Source organism: Achromobacter aegrifaciens (genome assembly GCF_902859965.1).
Taxonomy (GTDB): domain Bacteria; phylum Pseudomonadota; class Gammaproteobacteria; order Burkholderiales; family Burkholderiaceae_B; genus Achromobacter; species Achromobacter aegrifaciens.
Genome location: NZ_CADIKO010000002.1, coordinates 1,339,783 through 1,354,330 on the forward strand (window position 1 = coordinate 1,339,783; position 14,548 = coordinate 1,354,330).

The following is a 14,548-nucleotide window of genomic DNA, read 5'->3' on the forward strand; positions in this document are numbered from 1 at the left end:
GGCGTTTCGCGCAGGCGCCGGGTAACGAGCCCCGGCGCCAGCGCACGGCTTACTTCAGCCAGACGCGCGCGTTGCGGAAGATGCGCATCCAGGGGCTGAACGCGCCGCCCTTGTCCGCCTTGCCCCATTTCTCGGGCGCCCACGACATCATGACGTTGCGCGTCACGCGTTCCGGGTGCGGCATCATGACCGTGAAGCGGCCGTCGGCGGTGGTGACCGAGGTCAGGCCGCCCGGGCTGCCGTTCGGGTTGAACGGGTAGGCTTCGGTGGCCTGGCCGCGGTTGTCGATGTAGCGTGCGGCAGCCAGCAGGCGGCTGGCGTCGCCCTGCTGCGAGAAGTCCGCATAGCCTTCGCCGTGCGCCACGGCCACCGGAATGCGCGCGCCTTCCATGCCGGCGAAGAAGATCGACGGCGACTTGGCCACTTCGACCATCGCCAGGCGGGCTTCGTACTTTTCCGACAGGTTGCGCGTGAAACGCGGCCAGAACTCTGCGCCCGGGATCATCGGCGCCAGCGCAGCCATCATCTGGCAGCCGTTGCAAACGCCCAGCGCGAAGGTGTCGGGACGCGCGAAGTAGGCGGCGAACTGGTCCGACAGCTTGCTGTTGAAGCGGATGGTGCGTGCCCAGCCTTCGCCGGCGCCCAGCACGTCGCCGTAGCTGAAGCCGCCCACGGCCACCAGGCCTTGCACCTGAGCAAGATCCACGCGGCCGGACAACAGGTCGGTCATGTGCACGTCGACGGCTTCAAAGCCGGCGGTGTCGAAGGCCCAGCCCATTTCCACCTGGCTGTTGCAGCCCTGCTCGCGCAGGATCGCCACGCGCGGACGCTTGCCGGTGTTGATGAAGGGCGCAGCCACGTCTTCCTGGGGATCGAAATCCACGTTGGGGCTCATGCCCGGGTCCGTGGCGTCGTTCCAGACGTCGAGTTCGGCCTGGGCGCAGGCCGGGTTGTCGCGGCGCGACATGATGCGGTAGGACACTTCGCTCCAGGCGCGGCCGAGTTCGGCGCGCGGCTGGCCCCAGACCTTCTTGCCGTCGCGGTAGAACTCGACTTCGTCGGCGCCGTTCAGGCCGCCGATGACATGCGAGTGCGCCGACAGGCCCGCGCCGCGCAGCACCTGCATGACGGCGTCGCGCTGGGCGGCCGGCACCTGGATGACGGCGCCGGCTTCTTCGGAGAACAGCGCCTTGAGCGTCAGTTCCTCGCGCTGCACCGCCACCTGCTCGGGGCGGATCTTGTAGTCGCCCCAATCCGCCGATTGCGGATCGAAGGTCAGCATGTCCAGGTTGACCGAGATGCCGGTGCGGCCGGCGAAGGCCATTTCGGTCAGGGTCGCGAACAGGCCGCCGTCGGAACGGTCGTGGTAGGCCAGGATGGTGCCGGCCTCGGCCAGGGTGCGGATGGTGACGAAGAAGGCGCGCAGGTCTTGCGGCGCGTCGATGTCCGGCACGGTTTCGCCGACCTGGTTATAGGCCTGCGCCAGGATCGAGCCGCCCATGCGATGGCGGCCGCGGCCCAGGTCGATCAGGATCAGCACGCTGTCGCCAGCGTCGGTGCGCAGCTGCGGGGTCAGGCTGGCGCGCACGTCGGCCACGGGCGCGAATGCCGTGACGATCAGCGACACCGGCGCCACCACCTGGCGCTGTTCGCCGTCCTGTTCCCAGGACGTCTTCATGGACAGGGAATCCTTGCCCACCGGGATCGACAGGCCGGTGGCCTGGCAAAGTTCGCTGACGGCCGACACGGTGTCGTACAGCGCGGCGTCCTGGCCGGCAACGCCGCAGGCGGCCATCCAGTTGGCCGACAGCTTGATGTCTTCCAGGCGCGCCACGTCGGCGGCGGCCAGGTTGGTCAGGGCCTCGGCCACGGCCATGCGGCCGGAGGCCGGCGCGTCCAGCATGGCGATCGGGGTGCGTTCGCCCATGGACATGGCTTCGCCGCGGAAGCCCTCATAGTCCGCCAGCGTCACGGCGCAATCGGCCACCGGCACCTGCCAGGGACCGACCATCTGGTCGCGGCTGGACAGCCCGCCCACGGTGCGGTCGCCGATGGTGATGAGGAAGGATTTGTTGGCCACCGTGGGGTGGCGCAGCACGCGGTAGGCGGCTTCGGTCAGGTCGATGCCGGCCAGGTCCAGCGGCGCGGACACGCCGGGCAGGCGCGTGACGTCGCGGGTCATGCGCGGCGGCTTGCCCAGGATGACGTCGATCGGCACGTCCACCGGACGCACTTCGGCTTCGCCCTGCGGACGGATCGTGTCCAGGCCAGGCAGTCCCTCGCCGTCCACCACGCGCAATTGGCGCTCCTCGGTGGCCACGCCCACCACCGCGTAGGGGCAGCGTTCGCGGCGGGCGATGGCGTCAAAGCGTTCCAGGTCCTTGGGCAGGATCGACAGGACGTAGCGTTCCTGCGATTCGTTGCTCCAGATTTCGGCGGGCGACAGGCCCGATTCTTCCAGCGGCACGCGCTTCAGGTCGAAGATGGCGCCGCGGCCGGCGTCGTTGACGAGTTCCGGGAAGGCGTTGGACAGGCCGCCCGCGCCCACGTCGTGGATCGCAATGATGGGGTTGTTCTCGGCCTGCTGCCAGCAGCGGTCGATGACCTCCTGGGCGCGGCGCTCGAGTTCAGGGTTGCCGCGCTGGACGGAATCGAAGTCCAGCTCGGCCGAGTTGCTGCCCATGCTGATGCTGGAGGCGGCGCCGCCGCCCATGCCGATGCGGAAGCCCGGACCGCCCAGCTGGATCAGCAGCGCGCCCGGAGGAATCACGTCCTTGTGCGTCAGGCCTGCGTCGATGCTGCCCAGGCCGCCCGCGATCATGATGGGCTTGTGGTAGCCCCAGCGCGTGCCGCCGGCGGTCTGCTCGAACGAACGGAAATAGCCCAGCAGGTTGGGACGGCCGAATTCGTTGTTGAACGCCGCACCGCCGATAGGGCCGTCGATCATGATGGACAGCGGCGAGGCGATGCGCTCGGGCAGGCCATGATGGTCGGTTTCCCAGGGTTGCAGCGCGTCGTCAAAGCGCAGGTGCGACACGGTGAAGCCGGTCAGGCCGGCCTTGGGCTTGGAGCCGCGGCCGGTCGCGCCTTCGTCGCGGATCTCGCCGCCCGCGCCCGTCGAGGCGCCGGGGAACGGCGCGATCGCGGTCGGGTGGTTGTGGGTTTCCACCTTCATCAGCGTGTGCACGGTGGTGTCGCGGCGGATGTACCTGGCGCCTTCGACGCCCTCGCCCGTCACGCCGGGCACGCCTGCCTGGAAGCGCTGGGCGGGGCCGCCTTCCATGATGGCGGCGTTGTCCGAATAGGCGACCACGGTGCCTTCGGGCTGCGCCTTGTGGGTGGCGCGGATCATGCCGAACAGCGTGTTGGGCTGTTCCTGGCCGTCGATCACCCACTGGGCGTTGAAGATCTTGTGGCGGCAGTGTTCGCTGTTGGCCTGGGCGAACATCATCAGTTCCACGTCGGTCGGATCGCGGCCCAGGTCGGTGAAGGACTTCGCCAGGTATTCGATTTCGTCGTCCGACAGCGCCAGGCCCAGCGAGATGTTCGCCTCGGCCAGGGCTTCGGCGCCGCGCGCCTGCACGTCGACCGTGCGCATGGGCTTGCCGGCCAGCGGCTGGAACAGCGCCTGGCCGTCGAAGCTGGCGTCCACCACGGTTTCCGTCATGCGGTCGTGCAGGCAGTCGGCCGCGCGCGCCAGCATGGCGTCGTCGAAGGACTTGGTACCCAGCAGGCCGCGCTCGGGAGTGATCACGTAGCGCACGCCGCGTTCGATGCGGTGCACCGACGCCAGGCCACAGTTGTGGGCGATGTCGGTGGCCTTGCTGGCCCAGGGCGAAATCGTGCCCAGGCGCGGAATCACCAGCAGGGACAGGCTCTTGGCCGGCGCGTCGCCGGTGGCGGGAGTGCCGTAGTCCAGCAATTGGGTCAGATGTTGCTGCTGTTCGGCCGTCAGGGCCGCGTCGGTGCTGACGAAGTGCTCGTAGCGGGCGGATATGTCGGCCACCGGCAAGCCGGCTTCCTTCAATTGCGCCAGGAGGCGATCGCGACGGAAGGAGGACAGGACGGAGGAACCAGGCAGATGCTGAACTAGGGACACGATGCGGGCGCCGTATAAAGAGAGGAGAGCAAAAAGAGATTTTACCTGTTTAGGGGGTTTTCCCGGAGCCGTTGTTCAATCGATCCCGAACGCCCCTGTTTCGGCCATTGTTACAAAAGAATTCCGAAGGCCGCGCACCGGGATGGTGCGAAGCAGCATCCGCGCCAACTCCGCGCCGCTGCGAATCTTTCCTAATACCGCCCGGCGCCCTGCCTGCGGTTTTATATTGCGTCGCAACATGTTGCGATCATCCCGCACCGCGGGAAAACACGAACTTCCGGTCCCACGGCGCGACGGTAGGATGCAGCGACCCCCATTAACGCATGGCGCCTACCCGCGCGCCGGCCGCTGCCTCACATGTCCCGCCCCGAAGCCCCCGCCGAGCCTGTCGAACCGATCATTCCCGCAGAAACAGATCCCGCAGTCAAAGTACCGCTGGCCATCGAGGACTGGCTGGCCGTGATCCTGCTGGCGACCCTGGCCATCATCACCTTCCTGAACGTGCTGGTGCGCTATTTCACCGACCAGTCCTTCGCCTGGACGGAAGAAATCTCGGTGTTCCTGCTGATCGTGCTGACCATGGCGGGCGGCAGCGTCGCCTTCGTGCGCAACCACCACATACGTATCGAGATCCTGGCGGACTCCGGCTCCCCGCGCCGCCAGCGCATCATGGCGCTGATCTCCAACGGCTGCGTGCTGGCCTTCTTCCTGCTGCTGACCGTGCTGTCGGTGAAGCTGGTTGCCGACGAATATATCTACGAAGAGACCTCGCCCGCCATCGGCGTGCCGACCTGGTGGTATTCGATCTGGCTGCCCGTGATGGCCGCGGCGATCTCGCTGCGCACCATCGGCACGCTGCGCCGCATCGCCAAGAGCGGACGCGCCGCCGGGCAGGATCAGCAATGATCGCCGCCATCCTCTTCATCGTCTTCATCGTCCTGATGCTGATCGGCGTGCCGGTCGGCGTGGCCCTGGGCCTGGGCGGGACCGTGGCCATCGTGCTGTCCAACCTCGACACGCCCTGGTATGGCCTGTTGACCGTGCCGCAGAACTTCTACGCCGGCCTGGCCAAGTATCCGCTGCTGGCCATCCCCATGTTCGTGCTGGTGGGCTCGATCTTCGACCGCTCCGGTGTGGCCAAGCGGCTGGTGGATTTCGCCATTGCCATCGTCGGCCGCGGCCCGGGCATGCTGCCGCTGGTGTCGATCGCGGTGGCCATGTTCCTGGGCGGCATCTCCGGCTCCGGCCCGGCCTGTGCCGCAGCGGTGGGCGCGGTGATGATCACCGCCATGTCGCGCGCCGGCTATCCGGGCTCGTTCTCGGCCGCCGTGGTCGCGGCCGGCGCCGCCACGGACATCCTGATCCCGCCCTCGGTGGCCTTCATCATCTACTCGGTGCTGGTGCCCGGCGCCTCGGTGCCGGCGCTGTTCGCCGCCGGCATGATCCCCGGCATCCTGGCCGGCATCGCCCTTATCGTTCCGGCGGTGTGGCTGGCGCGCAAGCACAAGATGGGCGCGCTCGAAGCCCACCTGCCCCGCCCGCCCTTCTGGGCCAGCCTGCGCGAAGCCTCATGGGGCCTGGCCGCACCCGTCCTGATCCTGGGCGGCATGCGCATGGGCTGGTTCACGCCCACCGAAGCGGCCGTGGTCGCGGTGTTCTACGGCCTGTTCGTGGGCATGTTCATCCACCGCACCATCAAGCTGCGCGACCTGTACACCATCCTGCGCGAAGCCGCCGAGCTTTCCGCCGTCATCATGCTGGTGGTGACGCTGGCCGGCATCTTCGCCTGGGCCCTGTCCACGCTGAGCGTGATCGATCCCATCACCCACGCCATCGTCAACTCCGGCCTGGGCGAATGGGGCGTGCTGGCGCTGCTGATCCTGCTGCTGATGACGGTGGGCATGTTCCTGGACGGCATTTCCATCTTCCTGATCTTCGTGCCGCTGCTCATGCCCATCGCCAACGCCTATGGCTGGGATCCGGTGTGGTTCGGCGTGATCCTGACCTTGAAGGTCGCCCTGGGCCAGTTCACTCCGCCGCTGGCCGTGAACCTGATGGTGTCGTGCCGCATCGCGCGCGTGCCGATGGAGTCCACGGTGCGCTGGGTGGTGTGGCTGCTGGGCGCGATGTTCCTGGTGCTGGTCGCGGTGCTGGTGTTCCCGCAGCTGGCGCTGTGGCTGCCCAAGAAGCTGGGTTATTGAAAGGGCCGAACGGGGCGACCTCAAGGGGCGCCCCCAAGGCCGGCGGTACCGGTATTCATTACAACAACAGACACGCAAAGAGAGGAGACGCAACATGAAATTCCGCAACCTGATCGGAGCAGCCCTGTGCGCGGCTGCCGTCGTCGGCATGGCGCCCGCGCATGCGCAGAACTACAAGTCCGAGTACAAGCTCTCCATCGTGGTCGGCACCACCTTCCCCTGGGGCCAGGGCGCCGAGATCTGGTCCAACCTGGTGCGCGAGCGCACCCAGGGCCGCATCAACATCAAGGTCTATCCCGGCACGTCGCTGGTCCAGGGCGACCAGACGCGCGAGTTCACCGCCATCCGCCAGGGCGTGATCGACATGGCCGTGGGCTCCACCATCAACTGGTCGCCGCAGGTCAAGCAGTTGAACCTGTTCTCCCTGCCCTTCCTGATGCCCGACTATGCCGCCATCGATGCGCTGGTGCAGGGCGACGTGGGCAAGGAGATGTTCAAGCTCATCGAGAAAGCCGGCGTGGTGCCGCTGGCCTGGGGTGAAAACGGCTATCGCCAGCTCAGCAATTCCAAGCACGAGATCAAGAAGCCCGAAGACATGAAGGGCCTGAAGCTGCGCGTGGTGGGCTCGCCGCTGTACATCGACACCTTCACCGCGCTGGGCGCCAACCCCACGCAGATGAGCTGGGCCGATGCCCAGCCGGCGCTGGCCAGCGGCGCAGTGGACGGCCAGGAAAATCCCCTGTCGATCTACACCGGTTCCAAGCTCTACACCGTCGGCCAGAAGTACCTGACGCTGTGGAACTATGTGGCCGACCCGCTGATCTTCGTGGTCAACCGCGAGGTGTGGAATTCCTGGTCCGAGAAGGACCGCGACATCGTGCGCCAGGCCGCGCTGGACGCCGGCAAGCAGCAGATCGTGATCGCGCGCAAGGGCGTGACGCCTGAAGACCCGTCGCTGCTGAAGGAAATCGCCGGCCACGGCGTGACCGTGACCTCGCTGTCGCAGGCGGACCACGAGGCCTTCGTCAAGGTGACCAAGCCGGTCTATGACAAGTGGAAGAAGCAGATCGGCGAAGACCTGGTGAACCTGGCTGAAAAGTCGATCGCCAGCCGCAAGAAGTAAGCCCGCCAGAACAAGCAGCAAGCCCCAGGGGAACGGCGGCGCAAGCCGCCAACCGAGGCAGGGACGTCAGATCCCGCCCACCAACGGGCGCCAGCCACAAGCTGGCGCCCGTTTTCTTTCATGCGGGATAGCTGACTTCCAGGATGTCCAGCTCTTCGATACCGCCGGGCGTGCGCAGCACCACGGTGTCGCCCTCCTTGGCCTTGATCAGCGCGCGCGCCACCGGCGAGATCCAGCTGATCTTGCCCGCCAGCGGCTCGGCCTCGTCGACGCCCACGATGGTCACGTTGTGTTCCTCGCCAGCCTTGTCCGAATACAGCACCGTGGCGCCGAAGAACACCTGGTCGCGGTTGGGTTGCGCGGCCGGATCGACCACTTCGGCGATATCCAGCCGTTTGGTCAAGAAGCGCATGCGGCGGTCGATCTCGCGCAGGCGCTTCTTGCCGTACAGATAGTCGCCGTTCTCGGAACGGTCGCCGTTGGACGCGGCCCACGACACCACCTGCACGACAGAGGGGCGCTCCACGTTCATCAGGTGCGTGAGCTCGCTGCGCAGGCGCTCGTAGCCGCCGGGCGTCATGTAGTTCTTGGTGCCGGCAGGCAGCGCCTGGGCTTGCGGCAGATCGTCGTCGTCCTCGTTGTCCGACTCTTTGACAAAGGCTTTGTTCATGGCGGTTGCGCCGGTCGGGCGCGATTACAGTCGATTGTGTGCAAGGGCTGGCGACATGGCCGCCGCCTGCGTCAGAACCAGTCGTGCCAGACCGGTTTGAGGTCGGGCGGCAGCGCCGGCAAGCGGCCCAGGTCCACCCGGCTTTCCTTCGGACTATGGAAGTCCGAACCGCGCGACGCCAGGAATCCATAGCGGCGCGCCACATCCGCATAATAGCGGGCCTCTTCCGGGGTATGGCTGCCGGTGTTGACCTCGATGCCGAGGCCGCCCAGCTGCAGGAATTCGTCGAACAGCGCGGCGAACTGTAGCGGCGTGTACTTGTAGCGGCCGGGATGCGCGATGACGGCGATGCCGCCCGCGCCGCGGATCCAGCCCACGGCTTCCGCCAGCGTGGCCCACTGCATGGGTACGTGGCCCGGGCGGTCGTCGCCCAGGTGCTTGGTGAACACGGTCTGCACGTCGGGGCAATAGCCGGCTTCGACCAGATAGCGCGCGAAGTGCGTGCGGCTGATGAGTTCGGGGTTGCCTGCGAACGGCAGCGCGCCTTCGTAGGCGCCGGGCATGCCCATTTCCGCCAGGCGTTCGCCGATGCGCTTGGCGCGTTCGGCGCGGCCGGAGCGGGTCTTGCGCAGGCCTTCGGCCAGCGCGGCGTTCTCGGGGTCGAAGCGCAGGCCCACGATGTGCACGGTGACGCCCGCCCAGGTCACGGAGATCTCGACGCCGGTGGCGAAGTCCATGTCCAGCTCGCGCGCCGCGCGGGCCGCTTCGGCCAGGCCGCCGATTTCGTCGTGGTCGGTCAGGGCCCAGACGTCCACGCCGTTGGCATGCGCGCGCTGCGCCACGTCGCGCGGCGCGAGGGCGCCGTCCGAGACGGTGGAATGGCAGTGCAGGTCGATATTCAATGTGCGCGCGTTCATCCAGCTATTGTAGAGAAGGCCCGGCAGCGTGGATAGCGCCGAGCCGTCCCTTGTTTACGGCGCGGTCAGGACAGCAGAAAGGACGCGACCGGATCCACCTGCTCGTCCGAGATCAAGGTGGGCGCATGGCCCACGCCGGCCACTTCATGGGCCTGCGCCCGCGGATTGCGCTTGAGCATTTCCTCGACGGTGGCGCGCGTCAGCAAGTCGGATTCCGCGCCGCGCACGATCAGCACGGGACACGGCAGGGAATCATACGAACGCCACAGGATCTGTTCGCCGGCCGCCAGTTCCTCGGGAGTCTGCGCGGCCAGGGCCTGCGACAGCGCCAGGTCGTAATGCTTGACCCATTTGTCGCCCTGCTGGGGATACAGATAGCGCGCCAGGTCCGCCCACTGCGCGTCGGTATGCGGGCCGAACGTGACGGAGTTGGCGCGCATGGTGGCCACGGCCTCTTCGAAGCTCGCGAACTCGCCCGGCTCGCCCACATACTGGCCGATGCGCGCCAGGGCGCCCGTCTCCAGACGAGGCCCGACGTCGTTGAGCACCAGTTTGTCCAGGTGGAAGCCTTGCTCGGGCGGCAGCATGCCCGCGTGCGGGCGCATGGCCAGCATGGCGCGCGCGAACACCGCCGCGCCCGACAACGCCAGGCCGATGAGCCCGCCCATGGACGTACCGACCCAGGCCAGCCGCGCCGGCTTCAGGCGCGCCAGCAGGGTCACCATGTCCGAGACGTACTGCGGCACCGTGTAAAACGCGGGATTGGCCAGCCAGTCGGAACGGCCGCGTCCCACCACGTCCGGGCAGACCACGCGATAGCGCCCCGCCAGCCGCCGCGCCAGCGTATCGAAGTCCCGCCCGCTGCGGGTCAGGCCATGTACGCAGACCAGCACCTGGTCGTTGCCCGGGTCGCCCCATTCCCAGTAGGCCATGCGGTGCAGGCCCGCCGGGCTGGCGCATGTGACGAAATCCAAACGGGGTTCCAGGCTGGCGTCCACCATCGATACACTCCACGAGTCGTTGCGCGCCATGGCGAAGGCGCGCCAGGCCGGTATCTTATAGGACGGCAGGCTGCGCCGCCGCAACACCCGGCGGTGGGGTTCTGGACTATCGGCCCGGTCGTCGCTACGATCCTTGCATCCGGATCGCCGCCCCCACCTCCACGCACCGCGGGGTGCCTTTGCCTATCGAGGCGATCCAATCATTAAATTGGAGTTGCGGACCTGTTAGGATCAGACTCGGAAGTTTCAAGCATTGCCAGATCAGTCATCCCAAAATTGATATGGAGTCCGTATGCAGCAGAGCAGTCCTTCCTCGCCGTTGGCCGCCGGCCATCAATCCGCCAGTTCCCCTCCCCCCGAACCTCCCAAAGTGCTCCAGGACGTCCTGGCCCGCGCCGATGTCCGCATCAACGGCAACCGCCCCTGGGACATACAGGTTCATGACAAGCACATGTACGAGCGCGTCTTCGCCAGCTGGTCGCTGGGCCTGGGCGAATCCTACATGGACGGCGAATGGGACTGCGACCAGCTCGACGAACTGTTCACCCGCCTGCTGCGCGCCGACATGGGGTCGGCGGCGCTGGGCCTGGCGCGCGTCAAGCTGATCGCCGAGCACCTGCGCCACAAGCTGTTCAACCTGCAGTCCAAGAACCGCGCGTTCGAGGTCGGCGAACAGCATTACGACGCGGGCAACGACGTGTTCGAGGCCATGCTGGACAGCCGCATGATCTACTCCTGCGCCTACTGGGAAAACGCCCAGACGCTGGAAGAAGCGCAACTGGCCAAGCTGGAGATGATCTGCCGCAAGCTGCAGCTGCGCGAAGGCGAGACGCTGCTGGACATCGGCTGCGGCTGGGGCGGACTGGCGCGCTTTGCCGCCGAACGCTATGGCGTCAAGGTCACCGGCGTGACCGTGTCCAAGGAGCAACTGGCCCTGGCGCAGGAAAGGGTCCAGGGCCTGCCCGTGCAACTGCTGCTGCAGGATTACCGCGACCTGCAGGGTAGTTTCGACAAGGTGGTATCGGTGGGCATGTTCGAGCATGTCGGCCCCAAGAACTACGACACCTACTTCAGCAACGTGCAGCGCCTGATGGCGCCGGACGGCGTGTTCCTGCTGCACACCATCGGCATCGCCTCCACCAGCCAGAGCACCGATCCCTGGATCGACCGCTACGTCTTCCCCAACGGCAAGCTGCCGTCCGCGCGCGAGATCGCCGCCGCCGTGGAAGGCCGCTTCATCATTGAAGACTGGCACAACTTCGGCGCCGATTACGACCGTACCCTGATGGCGTGGTGGGACAACTTCGAACGCGCCTGGCCCGGACTGGAATCGCGCTACGGCAACCGCTTCTACCGCATGTGGAAGTACTACCTGATGTGCTGCGCGGGCTTTTTCCGCTCGCGCGAGGGCCAGCTCTGGCAAGTGATGCTGACCCACCCGCAACGCCAGGAAATGTACCGTTCGCTGCGCTGAACACGGCGACGCCATCGCCAGAAAGCCGCCCTTTAAGGGCGGCTTTCTTTTCTGCCGCGCCCACGGTAGATTCAGCGCCCTGCAGCGTCCTCGCGGATCATGTCGGCGGCCCGCTCCGCGATCATGATGGTCGGCGAATTGGTGTTGCCCGACGTGATCAAAGGCATCACCGAGGCGTCGGCCACACGCAGGCCCTCCAGGCCATGGACGCGCAGCCGCGCGTCCACCACCGCCCCGCCGTCCGCGTCGCGTCCCATCGCGCAGGTCCCTACCGGATGGAAGATGGTGGTGCCGATCTTGCCGGCAGCTTCCCGCAACTCGGTGTCCGTCTGGAACGCAGGTCCCGGCAGCCACTCCTGCGGCTGGTAGCGCTGCAAGGCCGGCGCCGCCGCGATCCGCCGCACCAGGCGGATCGAGTCCGCCGCCACGCGCAGGTCTTCCTCGGTGCTCAGATACCTGGGCGTGATGGCCGGCGCGCCCTGCGGCCCCTGCGCATGCACGCTGCCGCGCGAGGTCGGCCGCAGATTGCACACGCTGGCGGTGAAGGCGTCAAAGCCATGCAGCGGTTCGCCAAACGCGCCCAGCGACAGCGGCTGCACGTGGAATTCGACGTTGGCGCGCGCCTGGTTCGGATCCGACTTGGCAAACGCGCCCAGCTGCGACGGCGCCATGCTCATCGGGCCGCTGCGCTTGAGCAGGTACTCCAGGCCGATGCCGGCCTTGCCCAACCAGGTGGAGGCGATGCGGTTCAGCGTCTTCACGCCCTGCACCTGGATGATGACGCGCAGTTGCAGATGGTCCTGCAGGTTCTCGCCCACGCCCGGCAAGGCGTGCTGCAAGGCGATGCCGCTTTCGCGCAGGCGTGCGGGCTCGCCCACGCCGGAGAGTTCCAGCAGGTGCGGCGTGTTGACCGCGCCAGCCGCCAGCACCACCTCGCGGCGCGCGCGTACGGTAGCGCTCTGGCCGTTGCGGCGCAGCTGCACGCCGACGCAGCGCTTGCCCTCGAACACCAGTTGCTCGGCATGGGCGCCCGTCATCACGCGCAGGTTCGGACGCTTTTGCACCGGCCGCAGGAATGCCTTGGCGGTATTCCAGCGCCAGCCGCCGCGCTGGTTCACTTCGAAATAGCCGCAGCCGAAATTGTCGCCGCGGTTGAAGTCCTGCACGCGCGGAATGCCCTCTTGCTCGGCCGCGCCGGCAAAGGCTTCCAGGATGTCCCAGCGCAGGCGCTGCGATTCCACGCGCCATTCGCCGCCTGCGCCATGGAATTCGTCCGCGCCGCGGTGATAGTCCTCGCTGCGCTTGAACACCGGCAGCACCTGGTCCCAGCCCCAGGCGGGGTCGCCGGACAGTTCGGCCCAGTCCTCGTAGTCCTGGCGCTGGCCGCGCATGTAGATCATGCCGTTGATCGATGAACTGCCGCCCAGCACGCGGCCGCGCGGGTAGATCAGGGAACGGCCGCCCAGACCGGCTTCCGCCGCGGTGCGGTACATCCAGTCCGTCCTGGGATTGCCGATGCAATGCAGGTAGCCCACGGGGATATGGATCCAGTGGTAGTTGTCGCGGCCACCGGCTTCCAGCAGCAGCACCTGCACGGCAGGGTCGCGGCTCAGGCGGTTGGCCAGCACGCAGCCGGCCGAGCCCGCGCCAACGATGATGTAGTCGTATGTCTCCATAAGCTCTTCTTATCTTCTTGCCGGGGCGGTACGCCTGCGGACTGGGTGAGCCGACCCGGCTCTGGCGACCTTGCGCGCGCCGGGCATCTACCGTGACTCTCGCGCAGCCGGGTGGAACTGTCCAATGAATTGTTGAAAAACGGTTTATAAGCAACTTAAATAATGCTCAGCCCCTTTTGCTCGCCGCCTACTCCGGGAATCGCCCCATGGACCTGAAGCACATCCGCACTTTTGCCGCCGTGGCCCGCGAGGGCAACCTGACGCGCGCGGCCGAGCATCTGCACCTGACCCAGCCCGCGCTCAGCCTGCAGTTGAAGAACTTCCAGGAATCGCTGGACCTGACCTTGTTCTCGCGCACCGCCCAAGGCTTGGCGCCCAACGCCGACGGCCGCGCGCTGCTGCCTTCCGCGCAGCGCATCCTGGACGCGCTGGACGACTTCCAGCGCGCCCTGGGCGCCCTGCGCGACACCGTCCAGGGCGATCTGCGCATTGGCACCATCCTCGATCCGGAATTCCTGCGCCTGGGCGCCACGCTGCAATACCTGGTGGAGCACTATCCCAAGATCCGCCCCACCCTGCGCCACGGCATGTCCGGATCGGTGGCGAAACAGGTACGGGCGGGCGAACTGGACGTGGGTTTTTCCCTCGGCCCGCAAGGACGTGACGCGGCGCCCGCCGGGCTTGAAGCAATGCCGCTCGCCTCCTTCGCCTATTTCGTCGTGGCTCCCAAGGGCTGGGGCGCGCAGGTGGCCGGCCGCGACTGGGCCGCGATCGCCGCCCTGCCCTGGATCTGGACGCCGCCGGATTCGGTGCACCACCGGCTGCTGTCCGACAAGTTCGACGCGCTGGGCGTCGCGCCCAACGCCGTGGCCGAAGTGGACCAGGAAGCGTCGATGCTGGACCTGGTGCGCTCGGGCGTGGGCCTGTCGCTGGCGCGCGACTCCGTCGCGCTGCGCGAATCCCAGGCCAGCGGGCTGGTGCTGGTCAAGGGCCTGGCGATCCAGGCCGAACTCGCCTTCATCACCCAGGCCTCCCGCCGCAGCGATCCCCTGGTCGCCGCTGCCTTCGCCGCCGTCCAGGCGGCGTTTGCCTAGACCGCTGCGCTGCGCCAAACGGGTGCGGCGCCGCACAGGAATATGCACCGCCTTGATGCACGCCGGCCGAGGCGGTGCGACGCGCGACGCGGCCGCAAAAGCGATCCTGAGGCCGCTTTCCCTATGAAGCGCCCGGCGCGCCCACTCGCGCCGCTGACCGCCGGCATCCCTGGCATGGACTTTGCTTGATGATTCATGCGCGGGCCGCAAGGCCGGCGAGACAACTAGAGCAGTAACGGCAATGGCGCCCCGACCGCAAGGTCCAGGGCGCCTTTGCGTTTTCTGAAACCCGA

10 protein-coding genes are annotated in these 14,548 nt (G+C 67.2%); 5 read left to right on the plus strand and 5 right to left on the minus strand.

Translation table 11 applies throughout. The annotated features are described in order from the left end of the window. Positions 1–49 precede the first annotated feature (49 nt). Complete coding sequence (gene purL / locus HV793_RS17415) at positions 50–4,099, minus strand: phosphoribosylformylglycinamidine synthase (protein ID WP_175213662.1); 4,050 nt, start codon at positions 4,097–4,099, stop codon at positions 50–52. Positions 4,100–4,456: 357 nt separating this feature from the next. On the opposite strand from purL, the gene HV793_RS17420 reads away from it, so the two are divergent. The 3 genes from HV793_RS17420 to HV793_RS17430 all read left to right on the plus strand — a co-directional run bounded on the left by HV793_RS17420 (position 4,457) and on the right by HV793_RS17430 (position 7,423). Beyond that, a complete protein-coding gene (locus HV793_RS17420) occupies positions 4,457–5,005 on the plus strand; it encodes a TRAP transporter small permease (protein ID WP_175213663.1) in 549 nt (182 codons plus the stop codon). Continuing rightward, complete coding sequence (locus tag HV793_RS17425) at positions 5,002–6,300, plus strand: TRAP transporter large permease (protein WP_054456243.1); 1,299 nt, start codon at positions 5,002–5,004, stop codon at positions 6,298–6,300. Before HV793_RS17420 ends, HV793_RS17425 begins: the two co-directional genes overlap by 4 nt. Before the next feature lie 94 nt (positions 6,301–6,394). Then, positions 6,395–7,423 carry a DctP family TRAP transporter solute-binding subunit gene (locus HV793_RS17430; RefSeq protein WP_119451268.1) on the plus strand — a complete coding sequence of 343 codons (1,029 nt, stop codon included), beginning with the start codon at positions 6,395–6,397 and terminating at the stop codon, positions 7,421–7,423. Positions 7,424–7,541: 118 nt separating this feature from the next. Here HV793_RS17430 and greB read toward each other — a convergent pair whose 3' ends face one another. From greB to HV793_RS17445, 3 genes are all read right to left on the minus strand, one after another. Further along, the gene (gene greB / locus HV793_RS17435) at positions 7,542–8,093 is read right to left on the minus strand and encodes a transcription elongation factor GreB (protein WP_119451267.1); all 552 of its coding nucleotides are present in this window, start codon (positions 8,091–8,093) and stop codon (positions 7,542–7,544) included. A gap of 71 nt (positions 8,094–8,164) precedes the next feature. Continuing rightward, positions 8,165–9,010 carry a 3',5'-nucleoside bisphosphate phosphatase gene (locus HV793_RS17440; RefSeq protein ID WP_175162247.1) on the minus strand — a complete coding sequence of 282 codons (846 nt, stop codon included), beginning with the start codon at positions 9,008–9,010 and terminating at the stop codon, positions 8,165–8,167. 65 nt (positions 9,011–9,075) lie between these two features. Next, entirely contained in the window at positions 9,076–10,011 is a 936-nt protein-coding gene (locus HV793_RS17445; protein WP_119451266.1) for an alpha/beta fold hydrolase, read from the minus strand. A 292-nt stretch (positions 10,012–10,303) separates the two neighbouring features. Between HV793_RS17445 and cfa the strand changes: the two genes are divergently transcribed. Beyond that, a complete protein-coding gene (gene cfa, locus HV793_RS17450; RefSeq protein WP_119451265.1) occupies positions 10,304–11,485 on the plus strand; it encodes a cyclopropane fatty acyl phospholipid synthase in 1,182 nt (393 codons plus the stop codon). Positions 11,486–11,556: 71 nt separating this feature from the next. Here the strand turns inward: cfa and HV793_RS17455 are convergent, their stop codons facing one another. Next, positions 11,557–13,161, minus strand: coding sequence for a GMC family oxidoreductase (locus HV793_RS17455; RefSeq protein ID WP_175213664.1), 1,605 nt, complete (start codon positions 13,159–13,161; stop codon positions 11,557–11,559). Positions 13,162–13,367: 206 nt separating this feature from the next. Here HV793_RS17455 and HV793_RS17460 point away from each other — a divergent pair, with 206 nt between their 5' ends. Beyond that, positions 13,368–14,255 (plus strand): LysR family transcriptional regulator, encoded by an 888-nt coding sequence (locus HV793_RS17460; protein WP_054456237.1) that lies wholly within the window; start codon positions 13,368–13,370, stop codon positions 14,253–14,255. Positions 14,256–14,548 lie beyond the last annotated feature (293 nt).